23 protein-coding genes are annotated in these 20,865 nt (G+C 30.3%); 7 read left to right on the forward strand and 16 right to left on the reverse strand.

Features of this window, described 5'->3' with window-relative positions:
- Positions 1-113 precede the first annotated feature (113 nt).
- The gene (locus KA468_RS05165) at positions 114-509 is read left to right on the forward strand and encodes an FdtA/QdtA family cupin domain-containing protein (protein ID WP_291241870.1); all 396 of its coding nucleotides are present in this window, start codon (positions 114-116) and stop codon (positions 507-509) included.
- 27 nt (positions 510-536) lie between these two features.
- Here KA468_RS05165 and KA468_RS05170 read toward each other — a convergent pair whose 3' ends face one another.
- Genes KA468_RS05170 through KA468_RS05190 form a run of 5 tightly spaced genes read right to left on the reverse strand, consistent with a single transcriptional unit; the run spans position 537 to position 4,554 of the window.
- Positions 537-1,469, reverse strand: coding sequence for a glycosyltransferase family 2 protein (locus tag KA468_RS05170; RefSeq protein ID WP_291241871.1), 933 nt, complete (start codon positions 1,467-1,469; stop codon positions 537-539).
- A 1-nt stretch (position 1,470) separates the two neighbouring features.
- Entirely contained in the window at positions 1,471-2,571 is a 1,101-nt protein-coding gene (locus KA468_RS05175; protein WP_291241872.1) for a glycosyltransferase, read from the reverse strand.
- A gap of 10 nt (positions 2,572-2,581) precedes the next feature.
- Positions 2,582-2,962 (reverse strand): sulfite exporter TauE/SafE family protein, encoded by a 381-nt coding sequence (locus tag KA468_RS05180; protein WP_291241873.1) that lies wholly within the window; start codon positions 2,960-2,962, stop codon positions 2,582-2,584.
- Position 2,963: 1 nt separating this feature from the next.
- Positions 2,964-3,851 carry a lytic transglycosylase domain-containing protein gene (locus tag KA468_RS05185; RefSeq protein ID WP_291241874.1) on the reverse strand — a complete coding sequence of 296 codons (888 nt, stop codon included), beginning with the start codon at positions 3,849-3,851 and terminating at the stop codon, positions 2,964-2,966.
- 43 nt (positions 3,852-3,894) lie between these two features.
- Positions 3,895-4,554 (reverse strand): alpha/beta hydrolase, encoded by a 660-nt coding sequence (locus KA468_RS05190; RefSeq protein ID WP_291241875.1) that lies wholly within the window; start codon positions 4,552-4,554, stop codon positions 3,895-3,897.
- Positions 4,555-4,757: 203 nt separating this feature from the next.
- Here KA468_RS05190 and KA468_RS05195 point away from each other — a divergent pair, with 203 nt between their 5' ends.
- The 3 genes from KA468_RS05195 (at position 4,758) to KA468_RS05205 (ending at position 8,296) form a co-directional block, all read left to right on the forward strand.
- On the forward strand, positions 4,758-5,048 hold the full coding sequence (locus KA468_RS05195) for an N-acetyltransferase (RefSeq protein ID WP_291241876.1): 291 nt from the start codon (positions 4,758-4,760) through the stop codon (positions 5,046-5,048).
- A 249-nt stretch (positions 5,049-5,297) separates the two neighbouring features.
- Positions 5,298-7,397 carry a polyphosphate kinase 1 gene (gene ppk1, locus KA468_RS05200; protein ID WP_291241877.1) on the forward strand — a complete coding sequence of 700 codons (2,100 nt, stop codon included), beginning with the start codon at positions 5,298-5,300 and terminating at the stop codon, positions 7,395-7,397.
- An 8-nt stretch (positions 7,398-7,405) separates the two neighbouring features.
- Entirely contained in the window at positions 7,406-8,296 is an 891-nt protein-coding gene (locus KA468_RS05205; protein ID WP_291241878.1) for a Ppx/GppA phosphatase family protein, read from the forward strand.
- Positions 8,297-8,345: 49 nt separating this feature from the next.
- On the opposite strand, the gene KA468_RS05210 is transcribed toward KA468_RS05205, so the two are convergent.
- The 3 genes from KA468_RS05210 to KA468_RS05220 form a co-directional block, all read right to left on the reverse strand.
- On the reverse strand, positions 8,346-8,603 hold the full coding sequence (locus KA468_RS05210) for a hypothetical protein (RefSeq protein ID WP_291241879.1): 258 nt from the start codon (positions 8,601-8,603) through the stop codon (positions 8,346-8,348).
- Between the two features lie 78 nt (positions 8,604-8,681).
- Positions 8,682-8,990: a thioredoxin family protein gene (locus KA468_RS05215; RefSeq protein ID WP_291241880.1), complete on the reverse strand. Its 309-nt coding sequence runs from the start codon at positions 8,988-8,990 to the stop codon at positions 8,682-8,684.
- An 80-nt stretch (positions 8,991-9,070) separates the two neighbouring features.
- On the reverse strand, positions 9,071-9,706 hold the full coding sequence (locus KA468_RS05220) for a peroxiredoxin (RefSeq protein WP_291241881.1): 636 nt from the start codon (positions 9,704-9,706) through the stop codon (positions 9,071-9,073).
- 183 nt (positions 9,707-9,889) lie between these two features.
- Between KA468_RS05220 and KA468_RS05225 the strand changes: the two genes are divergently transcribed.
- Both KA468_RS05225 and KA468_RS05230 read left to right on the forward strand, forming a co-directional pair.
- The gene (locus KA468_RS05225; RefSeq protein ID WP_291241882.1) at positions 9,890-11,557 is read left to right on the forward strand and encodes an amino acid permease; all 1,668 of its coding nucleotides are present in this window, start codon (positions 9,890-9,892) and stop codon (positions 11,555-11,557) included.
- A 16-nt stretch (positions 11,558-11,573) separates the two neighbouring features.
- Positions 11,574-12,239, forward strand: coding sequence for a DUF2461 domain-containing protein (locus tag KA468_RS05230; RefSeq protein WP_291241883.1), 666 nt, complete (start codon positions 11,574-11,576; stop codon positions 12,237-12,239).
- A 67-nt stretch (positions 12,240-12,306) separates the two neighbouring features.
- Here KA468_RS05230 and KA468_RS05235 read toward each other — a convergent pair whose 3' ends face one another.
- On the reverse strand, positions 12,307-14,472 hold the full coding sequence (locus KA468_RS05235) for a DNA mismatch repair protein MutS (protein ID WP_291241884.1): 2,166 nt from the start codon (positions 14,470-14,472) through the stop codon (positions 12,307-12,309).
- A gap of 66 nt (positions 14,473-14,538) precedes the next feature.
- On the opposite strand from KA468_RS05235, the gene ung reads away from it, so the two are divergent.
- On the forward strand, positions 14,539-15,210 hold the full coding sequence (ung, locus tag KA468_RS05240) for a uracil-DNA glycosylase (RefSeq protein ID WP_291241885.1): 672 nt from the start codon (positions 14,539-14,541) through the stop codon (positions 15,208-15,210).
- On the opposite strand, the gene KA468_RS05245 is transcribed toward ung, so the two are convergent.
- The 7 genes from KA468_RS05245 to KA468_RS05275 form a co-directional block, all read right to left on the reverse strand.
- Positions 15,182-16,150: a transglutaminase gene (locus KA468_RS05245; protein ID WP_291241886.1), complete on the reverse strand. Its 969-nt coding sequence runs from the start codon at positions 16,148-16,150 to the stop codon at positions 15,182-15,184. The genes ung and KA468_RS05245 overlap by 29 nt on opposite strands.
- Before the next feature lie 80 nt (positions 16,151-16,230).
- Positions 16,231-17,082 carry a substrate-binding domain-containing protein gene (locus KA468_RS05250; protein ID WP_291241887.1) on the reverse strand — a complete coding sequence of 284 codons (852 nt, stop codon included), beginning with the start codon at positions 17,080-17,082 and terminating at the stop codon, positions 16,231-16,233.
- A gap of 73 nt (positions 17,083-17,155) precedes the next feature.
- A complete protein-coding gene (locus KA468_RS05255; RefSeq protein WP_291241888.1) occupies positions 17,156-18,022 on the reverse strand; it encodes a nucleoside phosphorylase in 867 nt (288 codons plus the stop codon).
- An 87-nt stretch (positions 18,023-18,109) separates the two neighbouring features.
- Entirely contained in the window at positions 18,110-18,442 is a 333-nt protein-coding gene (locus KA468_RS05260; RefSeq protein WP_291241889.1) for a translation initiation factor, read from the reverse strand.
- A 59-nt stretch (positions 18,443-18,501) separates the two neighbouring features.
- The gene (locus tag KA468_RS05265; RefSeq protein ID WP_291241890.1) at positions 18,502-19,455 is read right to left on the reverse strand and encodes a 2-oxoglutarate and iron-dependent oxygenase domain-containing protein; all 954 of its coding nucleotides are present in this window, start codon (positions 19,453-19,455) and stop codon (positions 18,502-18,504) included.
- A gap of 70 nt (positions 19,456-19,525) precedes the next feature.
- Entirely contained in the window at positions 19,526-20,167 is a 642-nt protein-coding gene (locus KA468_RS05270) for a DUF4159 domain-containing protein (RefSeq protein ID WP_291241891.1), read from the reverse strand.
- Positions 20,160-20,864, reverse strand: a complete 705-nt coding sequence (locus tag KA468_RS05275) for a 16S rRNA (uracil(1498)-N(3))-methyltransferase (RefSeq protein ID WP_291241892.1) — start codon at positions 20,862-20,864, stop codon at positions 20,160-20,162. The genes KA468_RS05270 and KA468_RS05275 overlap by 8 nt, the downstream gene beginning before the upstream one ends.
- Position 20,865: the final 1 nt, after the last annotated feature.

Raw genomic sequence — 20,865 nt, forward strand, 5'->3', positions numbered from 1 at the left:
AGATAATAATTTATATTTACAATGTAAAGAAAACGCGTTATTTAGTGTGAAACATTTTAGCATAGAAAATATTGGTAACGAATGGTTAAATGTTTTTAAAAAATAAATATACAATGAACTACAAAATCATAGATATTCCAAAAATAAACAATGCAAAAGGTAATATTGGTGTTGTTGAAAAAGATACGATTCCTTTTGATGTAAAACGCGTGTATTATTTGTTTGATGTGCCAAGTGGCGCTAAACGAGGAGGTCACGCGCATAAAAAACTAAAACAAGTTATACTTGCTATTTCGGGAAGTTTTGATGTGGTTTTGAAGGATGGAAAATCAAAAGAAATTATTACCTTAAACAGGCCTGATAAAGGATTGCTAATCGAAAACAACATTTGGCGTGAATTAGAAAACTTTTCTTCAGGTTCGGTGTGTTTGGTGTTGGCTTCAGAAGAATTTTCGGAAGCGGATTACATTAGAAATTACAAGGATTATTTGAGCTTTGTAAAAGAGTAATTATTTACTTCAGTATAACAAGAAAAATCAATACGTACTTGTTTTTATACCTAATTTTAACAAAAACGACTTCAATTTTTCAAGCATATTTAAAATAAAACGGGGCATTTTTAAAAGAACATTTTGTTTCCAATTTAAGTTTCTTGAATCAATAGTTGCAATTATTTTTTTCCAACGCAAATCGTTATTTTTCTTTAAGCGTTTTCCTAAAACATATCGTTCGAAGTCGAGATATTTTTTTAAATCTGAATTGTTTTTTGCCCAATTTTCATAACTATCAAAGTCTGGAATAGTTTTGTTAAGTAATGAACTCTGAGTAAGTTGGTTTTCTGTTTGCATAAAATAACTCATCTGTACCGAGTTATCATACGCTAATTTAAAATTGTAATTAGCTCTGATGTTAAAATCTAAATCTTCAGAAAAACCAATATCTTCGTTATAATCCCCAATTTTTTCAAACACTTCTTTATGAAAACATACAGAACCGTGCGTGTAAATTCCTTGCTTTACATTTATTTTGAAAAAATTAATATAACCTGTAAAATCTATCGGTAAAATTTCAGAACCATTGAGAGGATTTTTAATTACAGTACCCCAAATTTCTTCATAATTTGTGCCAAAAATCCTTGCTTCTGGAAAATTTTGAATTAATTGAAAGATACTTTCTAAAAAAGTAGGTTTCCATAAATCGTCAGCATCTAAATAGGTAATATAATTGCTATTGGAGTTTTTAATTCCAGAATTTCTTGCGGCAGCCAACCCAGCATTTTTTTTATGATGAATAATTTCAACCGTATCTGAAATATATTTAGAGGCAATTTCTACACTTTTATCGGTAGAACAATCGTTTACAATTACTAAATTAAAATCCGTAAACGTTTGATTAAGAACGCTTTTTATTGCGTTTTCAATATACTTTTCTTTATTATAAAGCGGAATTATTACGGTAAAAAATGCCATATTAATCAGTTAAAATATATTGGAATACTTCTTTCCAATTGTGTAAGTCATTACTGGTATCAAAAGGTGAAGTATTTCCTTGAAACATATGTTTTTCTTCTACAAATTCAGTAATTAGTTTTGCCAACTCAGCAGCATTATTTTCATCAAAAAACGATACCTTTTCATAATTTCCACAAGCTTCCTTTGCATAAGGTAAATTAGCTAAAAACATCGGTTTATTATATGCTTTTGATTCAGAAATTGGCAAGCCCCAAGTTTCTATTTTTGATGGAAAAAGTAAACAATCCATAGCATTATACATAGAAAGTAACTGGTTTCTATTTACTTTTCCATAAAAATGAACATTTTCTAAAAAACCATATTCTTTCACTAAAAATTTGGCATATTTTTCTTTAGAATCTTTAATCGTTGTAAAATGAAATTGCGTCTTTTCTGAAATGTTTTTAGGCAATACTTTTATGGCTTCTAAAATAACTTCATGATTTTTATAGCTTCTTGGAAAACTTGGATAAAAAAAGTGAATTTTATTTGGCTCAAATGGAAAAAAATCAGTCGAAATTTCTTCTATATATTCTGGAATGGCAACTTTTATATTTGTGATGTTAAATCGCTTTTCGAAAATTTCTTTTATCCAATGTTGTTGAACAAAAACCGTATGATTTTTAGAAATATTTATTTTAAATAGAAAATCATATAAAACGGAAAAAACGCCAATTTTATAATCAAATTTCCAATCTTTCCAAGTGGGTTTAAAAAGTGTTGTAGGGTGATGACAATACACGAATTGTTTTTTAGCCACTACATTTGGAGTGGTATCATGAAGCGAAAACCAAATATCAGGTTGTACTTGTTTAGATAGTTTTTTAAAATAAAAATATTCGTAATATAAGCGAAACCACCAAGATTTTTTTGAAAGTGGAATCTCAATAATTGAAATATTTGAAAATTGAAATTTCGAGGCGTCATGTACCAAAGCGATAACTTCAACTTCTTCATTCTTTATAAAATTTGAAAGTTCATGTAACGCATTGTGAAGGATAGTGAAAATACCACCTTCAACCATGTTAATACCTGAAATTACAATTTTTTTTCTTTTCAAGGCAAATAAATTATTTATCCAAAAGCATTTTCCCTGCGATAACTAATAACACTACGGCAAAAATTTTCTTCAACATTTTTTGATCTAATGTTAAGGCAAGTTTGCTTCCAAATATACTTCCAATAACAAAAAAAGCAGCAATTATAGCAGCGTATTTTATATTAATCTGACCTTCTTTATAATACGTAAAAACAGCTACTGCGGTTACTGGTACTGCTAATACGGCCAAACTTGTGCCTTGTGCTTGGTGCTGATTAAATCCGAAAAACAGCACTAATAAAGGCACCATAATTATGCCGCCGCCAACGCCAACTAATCCGCTTAGGACACCTGCTAAAATCCCGATTAGAATTAAAGACAATATTATTTGTAAGGTCATTTTACTTTTCATTTTATTTATTATATCCTTCTAATGGAATTTCAATTTCGTAAACTTTTTTTGTCGGATTGTCTAATTTTTTATCACGCAACCATTGGTTATGTGTTTTTAAAATTTTATAGTTAATCCCTTGACGTATAGCAAATGTAGACAAATTTGTGATAGTAGAGTCAACCATTATTTTTTTTGTGCTAATTTTCGGATATAAAGCTTCTTTTGGAATTAGATAGCCATATTTTTCTGGATTTTTCATAATTTCTTTCAAAGCTAAAATTCTAAATACATAACGTGAAGTTTCTTCGGTTAGCCATAAATTATAATAATCTGAAGTTTGTTGAAAATTAATATGATTTTGTAACCCCGTCATACCACCATTGTATGATGCAGCAGCTATTGTCCAATTTCCGAATTTGTTTTTGGCTTTAATTAAGTATTCACAAGCAGCTTGCGTAGATTTTTCAATATGATATCGTTCGTCTACTTGTTCTGTTACTTCTAATTTACTTTCCTTAGCAGTTCCGGGCATAAATTGCCAAACACCTTTTGCACCAGAAGGCGAAATGGCATTTATTAAGCCACTCTCAATAACAGCTAAATATTTAAAATCATCGGGCACATTATATTTTGCAAGTATAGGTTCAATTATTGGAAACACTTTATTTGCTCTTTTTATAAGAATTGCTGTTGAAGCATTTAAATTGATATTCACTAACATTTCTCTGTCCAAACGTTCTTTTACATCTGCTTGATCAGTAGGTACTTTCTCGCCACAAAAATCCATATCAGTAGGATATTCTACATAGTTTTTTTTGGGTACGTTTTTGTATGAAGTAGCATAAATTAAAAATCCGCAAATAATAAACAAAGGGATTAAAATTAGTGTTTTATGTAAGTTTTTCATTTGTATACAGGTTATTTGACAGTTTTAATTACAACAAAGATATTTATTTTAAGATGAGTTTGGGCAAATTTTCATTTAACCATTTATACTTATTTACAATCATAATATGTGTACCACCTTTTACAACAATACAATTTTTAATATTAGAAATTGGAAATACCATATCTTCATCACCGTGGATGTGAATTACTTTTTCATCAGGTATGCTTCTTTGCCAAAGTAAAACATTTTCAATTGCCCAATCCAAATATTTAGTTTGTTTCATAAATAAATAGCGGTTATATAATTTTACGCGTTTTGCTAATAATCCTCTGCCTTTTATATATCTTGACAAATAATTTACTTGACTTAAAAGACTGGTAGGTAGCGCTTTATATAGTTTTGTAGCTTTTGCTAATTTCATATGAATTGGCAATTCCTGATTGCTTTTTACACTAGAAATAATAATAACTTTTTGAGTTTTAATGATTTCAGACATTTCTTGTACCATTATTCCACCAAATGAAACACCTACTAATACACAATTTTCGTGTGTAATGCCTTCGCACATTCTTTTAGCATAATTCTTTATGGTTTCGTGATGCAGAGGTAAAATCCACTCTAAATAATGCATTTCAAACTGTTCTTTGGGTAATTTTATATTTTCAAATATTTCTATACTTGCTGCCAAACCCGGAACAAAGTAAACGTGTGTTTTCGACATTAGTTTGATGATTTTGTGCCTTAAAATTATAATTTTAATTTTAAATGGGTTTGTTTTTTTGATAGAAAAATAAAAATTTAACAAATAATTTTCTATTGTTATGATTTTCATTTGTTTACTACTTGATTTGTCTTTATTTTTTTGTAAATTTGCAGACATTTTAACAAACAATTAAGATTTGTTAGTATTTAAAACCCAGATTTATGTTAGTTGAGGAAATTAAAGACAATGAATTATTAAGACAATTTGAAACAAAAACCGCTTGCGGACTTTTAACGATTGAATATGCCATTCAGGAGCGAAAAATATTTTTAACAAAGCTTTGCGCGAATGAAAATGAACAAGAAGAAAAAGTAAATCAATTTATAACTTCTGTGTTAGATATCGCTGAAGAACGAAAGTTTAAAGTAGTACCAACCAACACAAAAATTGTTTCTTTTTTTAGAAAAAATAAAAAATTTCAACAATTATTACCTCCAGGGATTAAAATATAATTTCAGAATTAAAACTATACTTACAGCATTAAAACTCGTTTTGATGCTGTTTTTGTTTTAGAATTTTCTTCAAAAAACTGAAAATTACGGATTGAATAAAAGTTATATTTTCATCAAATTTTGTTAAATATCATTGAAAACTATACCTTTATACCTAAATTTGGAAGTACATATTTTTAGTTTAAATTGAATTGTAAAACCAATATTTTAGACACTATTACGTCTAATTAAATAGAATAAACAAAAAGAATGAACCCATACATAGATAGAGAAAAAAGCTGGTTAGCATTTAACGCAAGAGTGTTGCAAGAAGCCGCAGACGAAAATGTACCGTTATTAGATAGATTACGATTTTTAGGTATTTTTTCGAATAATTTAGATGAGTTTTTCCGTGTTCGTTATGCTGCAATTCGCAGAATGACATTAGAAAAAATTGATACTAAACCAATGTTAGGTGATATTTCTGCAGAACAATTGTTGAAGGATATTACAGAAATTGTAATTGAACATCAATCTGAAAGTTTACGAATATTAAACGATATTGAAAAAAAACTTGAAAAACAGGGTATTTATATCATTAATGAAAAGCAAATAAATAAAGATCAAGAAACGTTTATTAAGGAATTTTTCATTCAAAAAGTAAGTCCTGAATTAGTTACCATTATGTTAAATGATTTAGTTGAATTTCCTTTAATTAAAGACACTTCTGGATATTTAGCCGTAAAATTGGTAATGAATAAAAACAAATCTGGACTAATTTCTCAATTATTAAACGATAAAGAAATTAGATACGCCATTGTTGAAATTCCAAAAACTATTAACAGATTTGTAGTTTTACCTTCAAATTCAGACAAACAATATATTATTTTATTAGACGATGTAATTCGATATAGTTTAGACCATATTTTCAATATTTTCGACTATGAAAGTATTGATGCACATATGATAAAAATAACTCGAGATGCGCAATTGGAATTCGATTCAGACTTGAGTAAAAGTTTAATTGAGAAAATATCATACAGTGTTAAAGAACGTAGAGTAGGTGAGCCTGTTCGTTTCGTATATGACCAAGCAATTGACAAAGACACGTTAGAATTTTTTCTAAACAGAATGAAAATTGATAGTTCCGATTCCATTATTCCTGGTGGAAGATATCATAACCGAAGAGATTACATGGATTTTCCAAATCTTGGACGATACGATTTGTTGTACAAACAAAATGTGCCATTACCCATTCAAGGTTTAAGCTTAGACGGAAGTATGCTTCAAAGCATTAAAGAAAAAGATTATTTATTGCACGCGCCATATCAATCTTTCTCTTATGTCATTCGATTTTTAAGAGAAGCGGCTTTAGATCCTAAAGTGCAATCTATAAAAATTACATTGTACAGATTATCTAAAAATTCTCAAATAGTAAGTTCACTTATTAATGCTGCAAAAAACGGAAAGAAAGTTACAGTTCAAATTGAATTACAAGCCCGTTTTGACGAGGCAAGTAATATTTCTTATGCCGAACAAATGCAAGAAGAAGGCATTAACTTAATTTTTGGTGTAAAAGGACTAAAAGTACATAGCAAAATTTGTTTAGTAGAACGTTTGGAAGACGATGAAATTAGGAGATACGGATTTGTTTCTACAGGAAATTTCAGTGAATCTTCTGCTAAAATTTATACTGATGTAACCTTGTTTACAAGTGATTCAAAAATTTTGAAGGATATGTCAAAAGTATTTGAATTTTTTGAAGTAAATTATAGAGTACATCGTTATAAACATTTAATTGTTTCGCCACATTATACCCGTTCTCGTTTTGTCAAATTGATTGATAGAGAGATAAAAAACGCATCTGAAGGTAAGCCAGCATACATCAATCTAAAAATGAATAGTTTATCTGATTATAAAATGATAGATAAATTATACGAAGCAAGTAACGCTGGAGTTAAAATAAAATTGATAATTAGAGGTATTTGTTGTTTGGTTCCAGGATTAAAAAATTACAGCGAAAACATTGAAGCTATTAGTATTGTCGATAATTATTTAGAACATTCACGCGTGTTTATTTTTGGGAATAATGACAATCCTGAAGTATTTATTTCTTCTGCCGATTTTATGACCAGAAATATTGACGCTCGAGTTGAAGTAACTTGTCCAATTTACGATGAAGAAATTAAACAAGATTTAATAGATACTTTTGGAATAGGATGGAAAGCAAACGTAAAAGCACGTTTACATTCAGATAAATTTGAAAATTTATATCGAAAACGTGGCGAAGAAAAAATGTTTAGAGCCCAACAAGAAATGTACAAACATTATCAAAATAAATTAGAAGTAGTAGTTTCAGAAATTTTATAAACACATTAATGATTCAAATAAAAAAATATGCTGCAATAGATATTGGTTCCAATGCCATGAGATTATTAATTACTAATATTATTGAGCAAAAAGGTAAAGAAGTACAATTTAACAAAAGTGCCTTAATTCGTGTACCAATTCGTTTAGGACAAGATGCTTTTACAGTAGGGGAAATTTCAGAAGAAAATATCGACAGAATGATTGATGCTATGAAGGCATTTAAATTATTAATGAAAGTGTATAAAGTCGAAAAATTTATGGCTTGTGCCACTTCTGCGATGCGCGAAGCATACAATGGTAAAGAAGTTACAGATATAATAAAGAAAAAAACAGATATAAAAATTGAAATTATTGATGGTAAAAAAGAAGCAGCCATTATTGCATCATCAGATTTACATCATTTTATAAAAACAAATGAAAATTATCTTTATGTAGATGTTGGTGGAGGAAGTACCGAATTTTCTTTGTTTTCTAATGGAAAAATGTTGGTTTCAAAATCATTCAAAAACGGAACGGTTCGAATGTTGAATAATATGGTAAACGAAGTAGTTTGGCAAGAAATTGAAAAATGGATTAAAACCAATACCGAAGGCTTAGAAAACATCACTATGATTGGTTCTGGCGGTAATATCAATAAGGCATTTAAATTATCAGGTAAAACACAAGATAAACCATTGACTTATAAATATTTAAAATCGCAATTTGATCATATAAACGCCTTAACTTATGAACAAAGAATTTCCGAATTAGGTTTAAATACCGACCGTGCCGACGTAATTATTCCTGCACTTTCTATATATTTAAGTGCGATGAGATGGAGTGGTGCGAACCATATTTATGTGCCAAAGATTGGATTATCTGATGGTGTTGTAAAAGCAATGTATTTTGATAGAATTTAAATAAATTCATTTTCATAAATAAAAAAAAACGCTCAATTGAGCGTTTTTTTTATTTGTCAATAGCGCCTAAAACGCGTTTCATAAAATCATTAAGGGCTGTTTTTTTATCTTTCCCACCTTTAATCATTTTATTAACTTCAATGGCTCCATACATATTTGAAATTAACTCACCAATAACATCTAATTCTTCATCTTTTAAGGATTCTAATTCTGTTAAGTGTTCTAAAACAGCTATGGTTTCAATTATATAATCGGCATCGTTTTCTTCCACAAATTGTGTCAAGTGTTTTATTACAGGTAATTTCATATTTTTTTAATTGTTAGATTTTAGACATTTTAGATTTGTAGACTTTCTAATATTATAAGAAGTCTAACTCGTCTCAATTTATAGTACTTGAGCTACTAATTCAGCTAAAACTTCCGCTTTATTTGTTTGTGTTTGATTTACTAAAACACCATTTTTAAAAGCAGCAAATGTTGGTAAATTATCTACATTGGCAAGTTTTCTTGATTCAGTAAATTGTTCTGCATCTACAACCAAAAAAGGAATGCTTTCATTTTCTGAAGCCATTTTTTTAAATTTTGGTTTCATAATGCGACAGTTTCCACACCAAGTTGCAGAAAATTGTACCAATACTACTTCATTATTAGCTACTATTTCAGCTAAATTATCTTTTTCGATTTCTTGAAACATAATTTCTTAATTTTTAATTAGACAATATGTCAATGTGCCAATTATTCTCTAATTGACACATTGATAATTGACATGTTATTTTAGTGTGAAGCTAAATAACTTGCTGTACTATTTCTGTCAGCACTCATAGCATCTTTTCCTTCTTCCCAGTTTGCAGGACAAACTTCACCTTTAGTTTGTACGTGTGTGTACGCATCAACTAAACGTAAATATTCGTTTACATTTCTACCTAATGGCATATCATTTACACTTTCGTGGAAAATTTTACCTGTTTCGTCAATTAAGTATGTGGCACGGAAAGTAACATTAGATCCAGTTAATAAATAATCACCAGTTTCTTCGTTAAATTCATCTGCTACATCTAAAATATCTAAAGCGTTTGCTAAATTACGAGTTGTATCAGCTAATAAAGGATACGTAACACCTTCAATACCACCATTATTTTTTGCTGTGTTTAACCAAGCAAAGTGCACTTCGTTAGTATCGCAAGAAGCACCAATTACAATTGTGTTTCTTTTTTCAAATTCACCTAAAGCAGCTTGAAAAGCGTGTAATTCAGTTGGACAAACAAATGTAAAATCTTTTGGGTACCAAAATAAAATTACTTTTTTGTTGTTTTTTGTTGCTTCTTCTAATACGTTAATTCTTAAGTTGTCGCCCATATCTGAGATTGCGTCAACGGTAATGTTTGGGAATTGTTTTCCTACTAATGCCATAATTATTTATTTTATATTAATTTTCTACTGCAAATTTACGCCTATTTTAGAACAAAACAATATGTTTTGATTATATAAATTTATTTAATAATAGATTTTGATTATTATTTTTTCATATTAATAACTGAAAACAATTACAATTTTAATTCTATATTTGCTTTGCTAACCAAAATATATAATAAAATGAAAATTTTCAGAAAGAAATCAATTACAACGATATTAAAACAAGGCGGAGATGGAGAACATTCTGGTTTAAATAAAGTATTAACAGTAAGAGATTTAACTTTTTTTGGAATAGCTGCTATTATAGGTGGCGGAACATTTAGCGCCATCGGAAATGCTTGTTTTTCAGGTGGACCTGCCGTAGTACTTTTATATATTATGTGTGCCATTGCTTGTGGTTTTACAGCAATGTGTTATGCTGAATTTGCTTCTCGTGTGCCTGTTTCCGGTAGTGCGTATACGTATGCTTACGTTTCTTTTGGTGAACTTTTCGCTTGGATTATTGGTTGGGCATTAATTATGGAGTATTCTATAGGTAATATTTATATTGCTTTTTCTTGGAGTGGTTATTTTACCAATTTATTAGAAAGTTTTGGAATTCATTTACCAGAATGGTTAACAATAAATTATAAATCAGCACACGCCGCGTTTATAGCAAGTAAAGGCGACGAAGGATTAGCTGCGTGGAAAAACGCTCCAATGTTAGGAAATTTGAAAGTAATTTTCGATTTACCAGCAGTGGTTATTAATATCTTAATTACCTATTTGGTGTACAGAGGTACAAAAGAATCTAAAAACTTTAGCAATGCTATGGTATATATAAAGTTAGCAATAATTGTTTTGGTAATAATTGTGGGTGCTTTTTATGTAGATATCGATAATTGGACGCCTTTTATGCCAAATGGTTTTAGCGGAGTAATGGGCGGCGTTTCTGCTGTTTTCTTTGCTTATATTGGATTTGATGCGGTTTCCACTTTAGCAGAAGAAAGTAAAAATCCACAACGCGATTTACCAAAAGGTATGATTTATTCATTAGTAATTTGCACGATTGTTTTTATAGTTTTAGCGCTTGTTATCACCGGTATGGTGTCTTATGAATTATTAGGAGTTAGCGATCCATTAGCAGAAATATTTGCTTTAAAAGGCGTAAAATGGATGTTGTTTGTGGTTTCAATTGCAGCAGTTGTAGCTATGACAAGTGTGTTATTGGTTTTTCAAATGGGACAACCAAGAATTTGGATGACGATGAGTCGTGATGGTTTAATGCCAAAACGTTTTTCAACAATTCATCCAAAATACAAAACACCGAGTTTTGCTACACTTGTAACAGGTTTAGTGGTAGGAATTCCAATCTTTTTTACTGATGAAAATTTTGTATTAGATTTTACAAGTATTGGAACTTTATTTGCGTTCGTATTAGTTTGTGGTGGCGTTTTAATGCTTTCTCCACAAAGCGAAGCCGATATCGCAGAACGCGAAACCAAAGGAAAATTCAGAATTCCGTATGTGAATTCTAAGTTTATTTTTCCAGTATTAGTTGCTATTGCTACTATTTTAATCGTAAAATATGTGCCAAATTTTTTTACAAATCTTTTCGATTTTTCAATTGATAAATTAGCGACAAATATTCCAATGTTGGTTTTTATACTTGTTTGTATAGTAATGACAGTTTTATCTTTTACTAAAAACCTATCCTTAATTCCATTATTAGGTTTAATTTCTTGTTGTTATTTATTAACAGGAATGGCTGTTTCTAATTGGATGTGGTTTGGCGTTTGGTTGGTTATCGGATTGGTAATTTATTTTGCTTTCAGTTACAAAAACAGTAAACTAAATGATTCAATTTAATTTATAACGCCAACTTATGCTAACAAAATCAACTTTTGAATTTTTAGAGTTACTAAGCAAAAACAACAATCGCGATTGGTTTACCGAAAATAAAAAACGCTTTGAAACCGAAAATAATTTGGCAAAAGTTTTTTTTACAGAAGTCTTTACCGATTTAGAAAAGATAGATAGTTTAGAAAAAATGCAAGTGTTTAGAATTTATAGAGATGTGCGTTTTTCAAAAAACAAACTACCATATAAAAATCATTTTTCTGTCGGATTTTCCAGAACTAAACCAATGCTTCGAGGCGGAATGTATCTCCATATTGAAAATGGCGCAAGCTTTGTTGGTGGCGGTTTTTGGGAGCCAAATAACCAAGATTTATTGCGATTTAGAAAAGAATTAGAATTGGATGCTTCTGATTTAAGAGAAATTATCGCTGATGCAACATTCAAAAAAATGTTTGGAACTTTAGAAGGTGAAGAATTAAAAACCGCTCCAAAAAATTTTGATAAAACACATCCAGATATCGATTTAATTAGAAAAAAGCAATATTTATTAACCAGAAAATTTTCAAACAAAGAAGTGATGTCATCAAATTTTAAAGAAGAAGTAATCGCCACTTTTGCAGCGATGCGACCTTTTTTCAATTATATGAGCGATGTGTTAACTACTGATTTAAATGGTGAGAGTCTTTATTAATGTGTCAATTTTCAATTTTTCGATGTGCCGATGAATTGACATATTGACGAAATATCAAATTGCCTCATTAACTTGGTTGTACGTATTCTAAGTCGTCTAAATTGGCTTTCGACATAAAAACACCATAGTTTACTGAAACTTTATTTTTCTCTATTTTTTCTATGGTTCCGATGGCTTTTCCGTCTTTCATTCGGACTCTATCGCCAACTTTTAAAATAACAACAGGCTTTTCAGGTACCAATTTGGCCTTAATTTTCTTTTCTTTTTTCTCGGTACGAATTTCTTCAACCTTAACATTAACTTCAGCAATCACTTGTTTTACAACAACTTCTTTGATTTTTTTCTCTTTGGCAGAAAGTTTTTTTCGTTTCGAATTTTCAATTTCAACGACTTTTAAAAATTCGCCAATTAATGTCTTTTTGTCTTTATTATTGAAGTATTTTTCTGCAATATCATCAATTTTTTGTCCCATATAAATCAAACGCTGATTGGCGTCATACAATTCCTGATAACGTTCTAATTTATCTTGAATTTTAACATTTATGGTTTCCATTTTCTTACTTTCCTCACGTGCCTTGCTTTCTTCTTCTTTTAATGAAACCGAAGTTTTCTCCATTTTAGAGCGTTCTTTTTGAAGCGTAGCAATGGTTTTATCAAATCGTACTTTTGTATTTTCAATTTTCTTTTTCGCACGATTAATTAATCCGTACGGAATCCCATTTTTCTGCGCTACTTCAAATGTAAACGAACTTCCTGGCTGGCCTAAATGTAATTTATACATAGGTTCCAGTGATTTTTCATCAAATAACATATTGGCATTGCTTGCAAAAGGCAATTCGCTGGCTAATATTTTTAAATTGGTGTAATGCGTAGTAATAATACCGTACGCTTCTCTGTCGTAAAATTCTTCTAAGAAAATTTCTGCTAAAGCACCTCCCAATTCTGGATCAGAACCTGTACCAAATTCGTCTATTAAAAATAAGGTTTTATCGTTACATTTTTTTAAGAAATAATTCATATTCTTTAAACGATAACTGTATGTACTTAAGTGATTCTCAATAGATTGGTTGTCGCCAATATCCGTTAAAATTCTATCAAATAAAAACGTTTCACTTCGCTCGTGAACAGGAATTAGCATTCCGCATTGCAACATCAATTGTAATAAGCCAATAGTTTTTAAGGAAATCGTTTTTCCGCCGGCATTAGGACCTGAAATTACAATAATTCTATTCGTACTTTCTAATTCAATGGTTTGAGGAAAGGTAGGTTTGTTCTCAGCTTTATTATTTAAAAGTAAAATAGGATGGAAGGCTTCTCTAAAAAACAAGCGTTTTTCTTCATTTATTTTGGGAAGTATTCCGTTAATTCTGTTGGCATATTTTGCTTTTGCAGCAATCACATCCATATCGGAAAGAAACTCCTGATACTGAGAAATTAAAGCTGCATACGGACGAATTGTAGCGGAAAGCATACGTAATATGCGCATAATTTCTTCACGCTCTTCAAACTCTAAAACATTCAATTCTCGAGAATATTTTAACGTAGTTTCTGGTTCAATATATGCAATACTTCCAGTCTTTGAATTCCCTAAAATAGAACCTTTTACTTTTTTTCGATACATCGCTTGAACCGCTAAAACCCTACGGTTATCAACAACGGTTTCCTTTATGTCATCTAAATAGCCTAATGAATTGAAGTGCGACAAGGCCATTCCAAAACTTTGATTTATTTTTCCTCGAACTAAATTAATACTTCGTCGAATATTTACTAAATCGGGCGACGCATCATCTTTAATTTCACCAAATTTATTTACAATTTCTTCAATAGATTTTGAAATATAAGGCGTAAACTCAATTTGGGTAGATTTTTTATATAATTCTGGATAATAATCTGAAAATTTCTTTAAAAATTTTAAATACTCGTTGGTAGATTTACTTAAATCTAATATTTTTTTAATGGCTACTAACTCTAAGAAACTATCTTCAATAGCTAATAGTTTTAAATCTGATGTAACCGTTTCAAAACCGTGATTTGGCAAGGCATTGTTATTACTAAAAGAAGCAACATATTCATTCGTGTACGCTAATTCTGCAAACAAAATTTCTTTGCTTTTAAATGGCTGAATCTGAAGCGCTTTTTCCATTCCAATTTCTGTATTGCAACGGTCAGAAATCGTTTGTAAAACGGTATGAAACTCTAAATCTTTTAGTGTTTTTTCGGTTATTGTAATCATTTTGAAATTCTATGATGATTGCAAAGTTACAAAAGATAAAGTTTTATATTTGTAAAAACTATAAATATGCTCTATAACAATATTGATTTATCTTGGAAATCATTTTTCAATGATGAAATTCAAAAAGAATATTTTATAAAACTAATACAAGAAGTTGAATTTGAATATGATAGTTCTATTTGTTTTCCTCCAAAAGAGTTAATTTTTAATGCATTTGATAAATGTAATTTGAATGATTTAAAAGTTGTTATTATTGGGCAAGATCCATATCACGGAGAAGGCGAAGCAAATGGCTTATGTTTTTCGGTAAATGACGACATTAAAATTCCACCTTCTTTAAAGAATATTTTCGCAGAAATTAATTCCGATTTTGATTCTATATTTTTACCAACGAATGGTAATTTAGAACGTTGGGCGGAACAAGGAATTCTACTTTTAAACGCCAGTTTAACTGTGAAAAAAGATGTTGCTAATAGTCATAAACACTTAAAGTGGAACATTTTTACAGACAATGTAATTAATTACATATCAGATAATTGTGATAATATTGTTTTTTTACTTTGGGGAAGCTTTGCACAAAAAAAAGGAATTAAAATTAACAGAGTAAAACACCTTGTTTTGGAATGCGGGCACCCATCACCGTTAAGTGCAAATAGAGGGTTTTGGTTTGGAAATAAACATTTTAGTCAAACCAATACGTATTTAAATTCTATTGAAAAAATGCCGATTGAATGGTAGCATTAGGTTGTTGTAAATCTAAAATACTTAACACTTCTTCACCTAAAAAGGGGCCTCCAGGATAATGTGCGGTATAATCTAAATTTAACCAAATTTTTCCTTTTTCATCACGATGAAAATAAATCGTTCTTCCTTTAGAAATGTCTTTAAATAATTCATTACTAATTAGATACATCGCAATTTCCAATTCTTTTTCGGTGCCTAATAAGATTTCAGGGTACATATGTCTTCCTGTATGAATTAATCGCATGCTGCCTCCAATAGATTTTATAGCGGCGCACATCAAAATAGCGTGGTCATCACAATCACCTGAAAAATATAATAAACTTTCGCTACCACTTGCAAAATATTCCTGTCCTTTTGGGTCATTTACATAATTCCAACGTGAATTTATTTCTTTAAAAACTGCAAAATATTGTATTAACTTCCTGTTAACAGCATAGTTAGGGGTTTTGGTAAAATGCGTATTTATGGCATATAAAGCAAAATTTCTAACTTTAGAATTGGCAAAATCGACACTCTTAAAAACACTACTTTTATTTGGGAAAGGTTTTAAGGTTTTTTGTTCTAAAAAGGTTTCTTCTTTTTGCATTTTATCGCTTAAAAATATAATTTTATAAGCAGTAATTACCTGAAAAAGAGAGTAGTTACCTTGTATGGAAGCAAATACGAATGTTATGATATAAATAGTTATAGAATATAAAACTTTTTTTCTTAACCATTTTAAAATCAATAAAAATGATAGCAAAAGCAGTATAAAAACTGAAATTTTATCGTAAGGTATTTCAGCATCAAAATAATAAATATTTTTTCTGAAATAAATAAAAACTGGAGTACTTATTAAAAAAGATAAAATTAAAAATAGGACATTTTCTCTGAACTTATTTGCGATAAGCCAAGCTGATATTTTATCGAAAAAAGAGGTTAAAAAAAATGTCATTTTTAGAAATAGAGAATTTCTTATTATTTAGAATTCAAAAGTAGTTAAAATTGAAGCAACAATATAATTTGATTTGGTTTTTATATGTTTTTAACTATCTGGTTTAAATCAACTTTTTTAGAAATAATATTCAATTCAAAAAGTTGGTTTTGAACGATTTGAACTGTTTTTTCATCTAAATTTTTCTGACTCCATTGGGTTTGACTTAACCATTGTTGAATGTCTTCTACTTTTTGGTCATATCTTGAAGCAAGTGTTCTGTCAATGCTTGGGATGTGTTTAAATTCTTCTGTTGTAGCGTTGATTATATCTAAAATTAAAGCTATAACAGATTTGTTTTCGGATAAAAACCGATTTCTAACAGCAATTACAAAACAAGGCCAAGGTGTAGGACATTCACCCACACGCTTGAACGTTCCATTATCTACTAATGGTTTTGTGGTGTATTTTTCCCACATAAAATAATCTGATTTTCCTTCAGAAAGACTTGCGATTGCTCCGCCTAAATTATTTACGATTTCAAATGGAATAGCACTTATGTTCCAGTTGTTTTTTTTTGCATTTACAAAACTCATTAAATGTGAACCTGAACCCAATCGGCTTATAGCTGAAATTTTATGTTCTAAATCTGAAACCGAATTATATTTGGCTTTTCCGTCCACGTGAATTCCCCAAATTAAAGGTGATTTCACGAAAACTTGCACAATTGAACTGTGCGGATTTTCAGTTAGTTCTTTAATAATTCCTTCCGTTAAAATAATGGCAATATCCGTTTCGTTATCACGAAGCATTTGACACATTTTTCCAGTCCCTTCAGGCACGTCTGTCCATTGCAAATCGATTCCAGCTTCATTAAATTCGCCATTTTCAATGCACATATGCCAAGGCAAGTTGAAATGTTCGGGTACGCCTGCTATTTTGACTTCTTTCATATTTTGGGTATAAGGTTTTGGGTGATGGGTTTAAGGGTATTGGCTTTAAAGATTTATTTAAATCTGTGTTGATTTACCCAACCAATTTATCCAATGTATAAGCAATCAACTCATTCACCGTTTTTTCTGGATTCGAACTAAATCCGCCTACCGCTCTGTTTGCAATAATGGCATTTAACGACAAACAATTATGACCTAATAATTTACCTAAACCATAAATAGCAGACGTTTCCATTTCTAAATTCGTCATGCGTGTTCCGTTATAATTAAAAGTATCCATTTTGTGATTTAATTCAGGATCCTGAATATTTAATCGAACAACACGACCTTGAGGTCCGTAAAATCCGCCAGCAGTTCCTGTGAATCCTTTATAAAATTTTTCCGAATAGATTTTGTTTTCTAAGGATTTATCACACGATACTACAGTTGGTCTACCTTTTTTAATATCCCAATTGGTGTGTGAAATAAACGCATCTTCTAATTCCGAATCAGAATGTTCTTCAATTAAATAGGAGCGAAGCATATTGTCCAGACCTATTGCGTATTTACTCATTACCCAACTATCCACAGGTATATCAGCTTGTAATGAGCCAGAAGTTCCAATTCGAACGATGTTTAAAGCTGTATGATTTGGTTTATGTTCTCTTGTGTTTAAATCGATATTGACTAACGCATCAAGTTCATTCATAACTATATCAATATTGTCAGGACCTATTCCAGTTGATTGCACCGTAATACGTTTGCCTTTATAAATTCCAGTTTCAGTTTTAAATTCTCTTTTCTGAGTTGAAAACTCTATAGTTTCAAAATGTTTTGTAATTTTTGAGACACGTTCTGGATCGCCAACAAAAATAATATCAGAAGCAATATGTTCTGGTTTCAAATTTAAGTGATATACACTTCCGTCAGGATTTAATATTAATTCTGATGATTTTATCATTTTTCTAAATTGTAAATTCTATACTGTATAATGATTTTGAAAATGTAGTTACAATATACATTTTACAACTTTCACTATACAAAAAAACTATCCACCAACACGTTTGGTTTTAAAACCTTTGTCTTGAAGCATTTTCATTATTTTATCTCTGTAATCGCCTTGAAGGATAATAGCGCCGTCTTTAAAACTTCCACCCACACTTAATTTTGTTTTGATTTCTTTGGCTAGAACTTTAAAATCTTCGTCTGTTCCTTCGTAACCTTCAATTATAGTGGTGGCTTTTCCTTTTCGTTTTTCATATTTACAAATCATAGGTTCTTTTTGAACATACAATTCATGCGGCATAACCTCTGTTTCTTCAGGTTCATTTGAAGGAATATGGTCTGGAAATAGGTTTTTTAGTTGGTCTTGTAAATCCATTTTTTGTACGCAGATTAAACCGAATCGCATTAGCGAATCGTTAAGTAAAACTGATTTTTCTATTTTTTTATTAATCCTAATTCTACCAAACGTTCGTGCAAAAATTCGCCCGCAGTTATGTTTTCAAATAATTTTGGATTTTTTTCATCAACACATTCTGGTAAACAATCTAATTTCATATCACTTACCGGATGCATGAAAAAAGGAATAGAATATCGTGAAGTTCCCCATAATTCTCTTGGTGGATTTACTACTTGATGAATGGTAGATTTTAATCGGTTATTGGTATGACGCGATAACATATCTCCAACATTTATCATTAATTCATCTGGTTGCGCCATAGCATCAATCCATTGCCCATCGTGGTTTTGAACCTGAAGTCCTTTTCCTTGAGCACCCATTAATAAAGTAATTAGGTTTATATCTCCATGCGCAGCCGCACGTACAGCACCGTCTTTAGGTTCATCAGTAATTGGGGGATAATGTATGGGTCTTAATATGCTATTTCCTTCAGAAATGTAAGCATCAAAATAAAATTCATCCAATCCAATAAATAACGCCAAAGCACGAAGTACATAAATTCCTGTTTTTTCTAACATTTGATACGCTTCTTTTCCAGTGCTATTAAAATTAGGCAATTCAGAAACTGATACATTTTCAGGATATTCGTTAGCGTATTTTGAATTCGAATCTACATATTGACCAAAGTGCCAAAATTCTTTTAAATCTCCAGCAGAACGTCCTTTTGCATGTTCTTTTCCAAACGAAACATAACCTCTTTGTCCTCCAATACCAGGAATTTCATATTTTTCTTTTGTTTCAATAGGTAAACTGAAGAAATTTCTGACTTCGCTATACAGATTTTCAACTAAATTGTCATCTAAAAAATGACCTTTTAAGGCTACGAAACCAATCTCTTCGTAGGCTTTTCCGATTTCATTTACAAATTTTTGTTTACGTGCCGGATCTTCCGACAGGAAATCACGTAAGTCTACACTTGGAATTTTTTGCATGATAAAAAATTATTTGTTTTTCCAACACATTTAACGGCTGGAATTCTTACTCTAACAAAGATAAAAAAAATTAGTTAGAAAAAACATAATTCAAGATATTTGCTCCCATTTTTAGGGCTTTTTCTCGAACGTTTATAGGGTCGTTATGTACTTCTTGATTTTCCCATCCGTCGCCTAAATCGCACTCAAAAGTGTATAAAACCGCCAATCTGTTTTCAATAAAAACACCGTACGCTTGCGGTTGCTTGTTATCGTGTTCGTGAATTTTTGGCAATCCATTTGGAAAAGAATAAGGCGTTTGGAAAATAGTATGTGTTTTAGGAATTTCAACTAAAGCGGTATTTGGGAAGAGTTTTTTTATTTCTTTTCTTATATATTCGTCCATTCCATAGTTATCATCTATATGTAAAAAACCGCCTGAATTTAAATAATTTTGAAGATTTTGAATGTCGTTATTGCTAAATACTACGTTACCGTGACCTGTCATATGAACAAATGGATACAAGAACAATTCAGCACTTCCGACATCAACGGAATTGACTTTAGGGTTTAATTTAGTTTTAATATTTTGATTGCAAAATTTCACTAAATTAGGCAAAGAAGTGGGATTGGCATACCAATCGCCACCGCCAGAATACTTTAAAACTGCAATTTCTTGAGAAAATCCCAAGTTCCAAACTAGTAAAATCCCTAAAGTTATAAATTTATTCATTTTGAATTACAATTGTATGACAAGCTACTAAAGCCGCAGTTTCCGTTCTTAATCTTGTGTTTCCCAAAGTTACAGGAATAAATTCGTTTTCAATAGCCATTTTGATTTCTTTTGTAGAAAAATCACCTTCGGGTCCAATTAAAATAATGATAGGATTATCTTTTTCAATTTCTTTAGCAAAAGATTTTTTATCAGTTTCTTCGCAATGTGCTATAAATTTTTGACCTGAATGATTTTTTTTAATGAATTCTGAAAAAGAAATCGCTTCATTTATTTTTGGTAAATAATACTGATTAGATTGTTTTGTAGCCGCTTGAATTATTTTTTCTGCTCTGTCTGTTTTGAATATTTTTCGTTCTGAATGTTCGCAAATAATAGGTGTTATTTCGTGAATGCCAATCTCGGTAGCTTTTTCTAAAAACCATTCCATTCTGTCGTGCATTTTGGTTGGAGCTACAGCAATATGTGTATAAAAAGTGGTAGGTTTAAAAAAGGATTCTTCTACAATTTTTACTTCACATTTTTTTTCTAAACCTAAAATTATTTCTGAAACAAATAAATAACCTAATCCGTTAGTAATATGAATTTTATGACCTTCTTGTTTGCGTAAAACTTTAATTATATGTTTGCTTTCTTCTTTGTCAAAAGTAAACGTTTTATCGCCGGATTTTATATCGGAATTATAGAATAATTGCATA

It is taken from the genome of Flavobacterium sp. (assembly GCF_017985075.1).
Lineage (GTDB): Bacteria > Bacteroidota > Bacteroidia > Flavobacteriales > Flavobacteriaceae > Flavobacterium.

Excerpts from the sequence above, each read along its gene's own strand:
- KA468_RS05230 (WP_291241883.1), top strand. The coding sequence starts at position 11,574 with ATGCTAACAAAATCAACTTTTGAATTTTTAGAGTTACTAAGCAAAAAC.
- KA468_RS05270 (WP_291241891.1), bottom strand. The coding sequence starts at position 20,167 with ATGAATAAATTTATAACTTTAGGGATTTTACTAGTTTGGAACTTGGGA.
- KA468_RS05220 (WP_291241881.1), bottom strand. The coding sequence starts at position 9,706 with ATGGCATTAGTAGGAAAACAATTCCCAAACATTACCGTTGACGCAATC.
- KA468_RS05260 (WP_291241889.1), bottom strand. The coding sequence starts at position 18,442 with ATGGATTTACAAGACCAACTAAAAAACCTATTTCCAGACCATATTCCT.
- ung (WP_291241885.1), top strand. The coding sequence starts at position 14,539 with ATGCTCTATAACAATATTGATTTATCTTGGAAATCATTTTTCAATGAT.
- KA468_RS05185 (WP_291241874.1), bottom strand. The coding sequence starts at position 3,851 with ATGAAAAACTTACATAAAACACTAATTTTAATCCCTTTGTTTATTATT.
- KA468_RS05250 (WP_291241887.1), bottom strand. The coding sequence starts at position 17,082 with ATGAAAGAAGTCAAAATAGCAGGCGTACCCGAACATTTCAACTTGCCT.
- KA468_RS05215 (WP_291241880.1), bottom strand. The coding sequence starts at position 8,990 with ATGTTTCAAGAAATCGAAAAAGATAATTTAGCTGAAATAGTAGCTAAT.
- KA468_RS05245 (WP_291241886.1), bottom strand. The coding sequence starts at position 16,150 with ATGACATTTTTTTTAACCTCTTTTTTCGATAAAATATCAGCTTGGCTT.
- KA468_RS05235 (WP_291241884.1), bottom strand. The coding sequence starts at position 14,472 with ATGATTACAATAACCGAAAAAACACTAAAAGATTTAGAGTTTCATACC.
- KA468_RS05165 (WP_291241870.1), top strand. The coding sequence starts at position 114 with ATGAACTACAAAATCATAGATATTCCAAAAATAAACAATGCAAAAGGT.
- KA468_RS05170 (WP_291241871.1), bottom strand. The coding sequence starts at position 1,469 with ATGGCATTTTTTACCGTAATAATTCCGCTTTATAATAAAGAAAAGTAT.
- KA468_RS05255 (WP_291241888.1), bottom strand. The coding sequence starts at position 18,022 with ATGATAAAATCATCAGAATTAATATTAAATCCTGACGGAAGTGTATAT.
- KA468_RS05265 (WP_291241890.1), bottom strand. The coding sequence starts at position 19,455 with ATGCAAAAAATTCCAAGTGTAGACTTACGTGATTTCCTGTCGGAAGAT.
- KA468_RS05205 (WP_291241878.1), top strand. The coding sequence starts at position 7,406 with ATGATTCAAATAAAAAAATATGCTGCAATAGATATTGGTTCCAATGCC.
- KA468_RS05225 (WP_291241882.1), top strand. The coding sequence starts at position 9,890 with ATGAAAATTTTCAGAAAGAAATCAATTACAACGATATTAAAACAAGGC.
- KA468_RS05180 (WP_291241873.1), bottom strand. The coding sequence starts at position 2,962 with ATGAAAAGTAAAATGACCTTACAAATAATATTGTCTTTAATTCTAATC.
- KA468_RS05190 (WP_291241875.1), bottom strand. The coding sequence starts at position 4,554 with ATGTCGAAAACACACGTTTACTTTGTTCCGGGTTTGGCAGCAAGTATA.
- KA468_RS05275 (WP_291241892.1), bottom strand. The coding sequence starts at position 20,864 with ATGCAATTATTCTATAATTCCGATATAAAATCCGGCGATAAAACGTTT.
- KA468_RS05195 (WP_291241876.1), top strand. The coding sequence starts at position 4,758 with ATGTTAGTTGAGGAAATTAAAGACAATGAATTATTAAGACAATTTGAA.
- ppk1 (WP_291241877.1), top strand. The coding sequence starts at position 5,298 with ATGAACCCATACATAGATAGAGAAAAAAGCTGGTTAGCATTTAACGCA.
- KA468_RS05210 (WP_291241879.1), bottom strand. The coding sequence starts at position 8,603 with ATGAAATTACCTGTAATAAAACACTTGACACAATTTGTGGAAGAAAAC.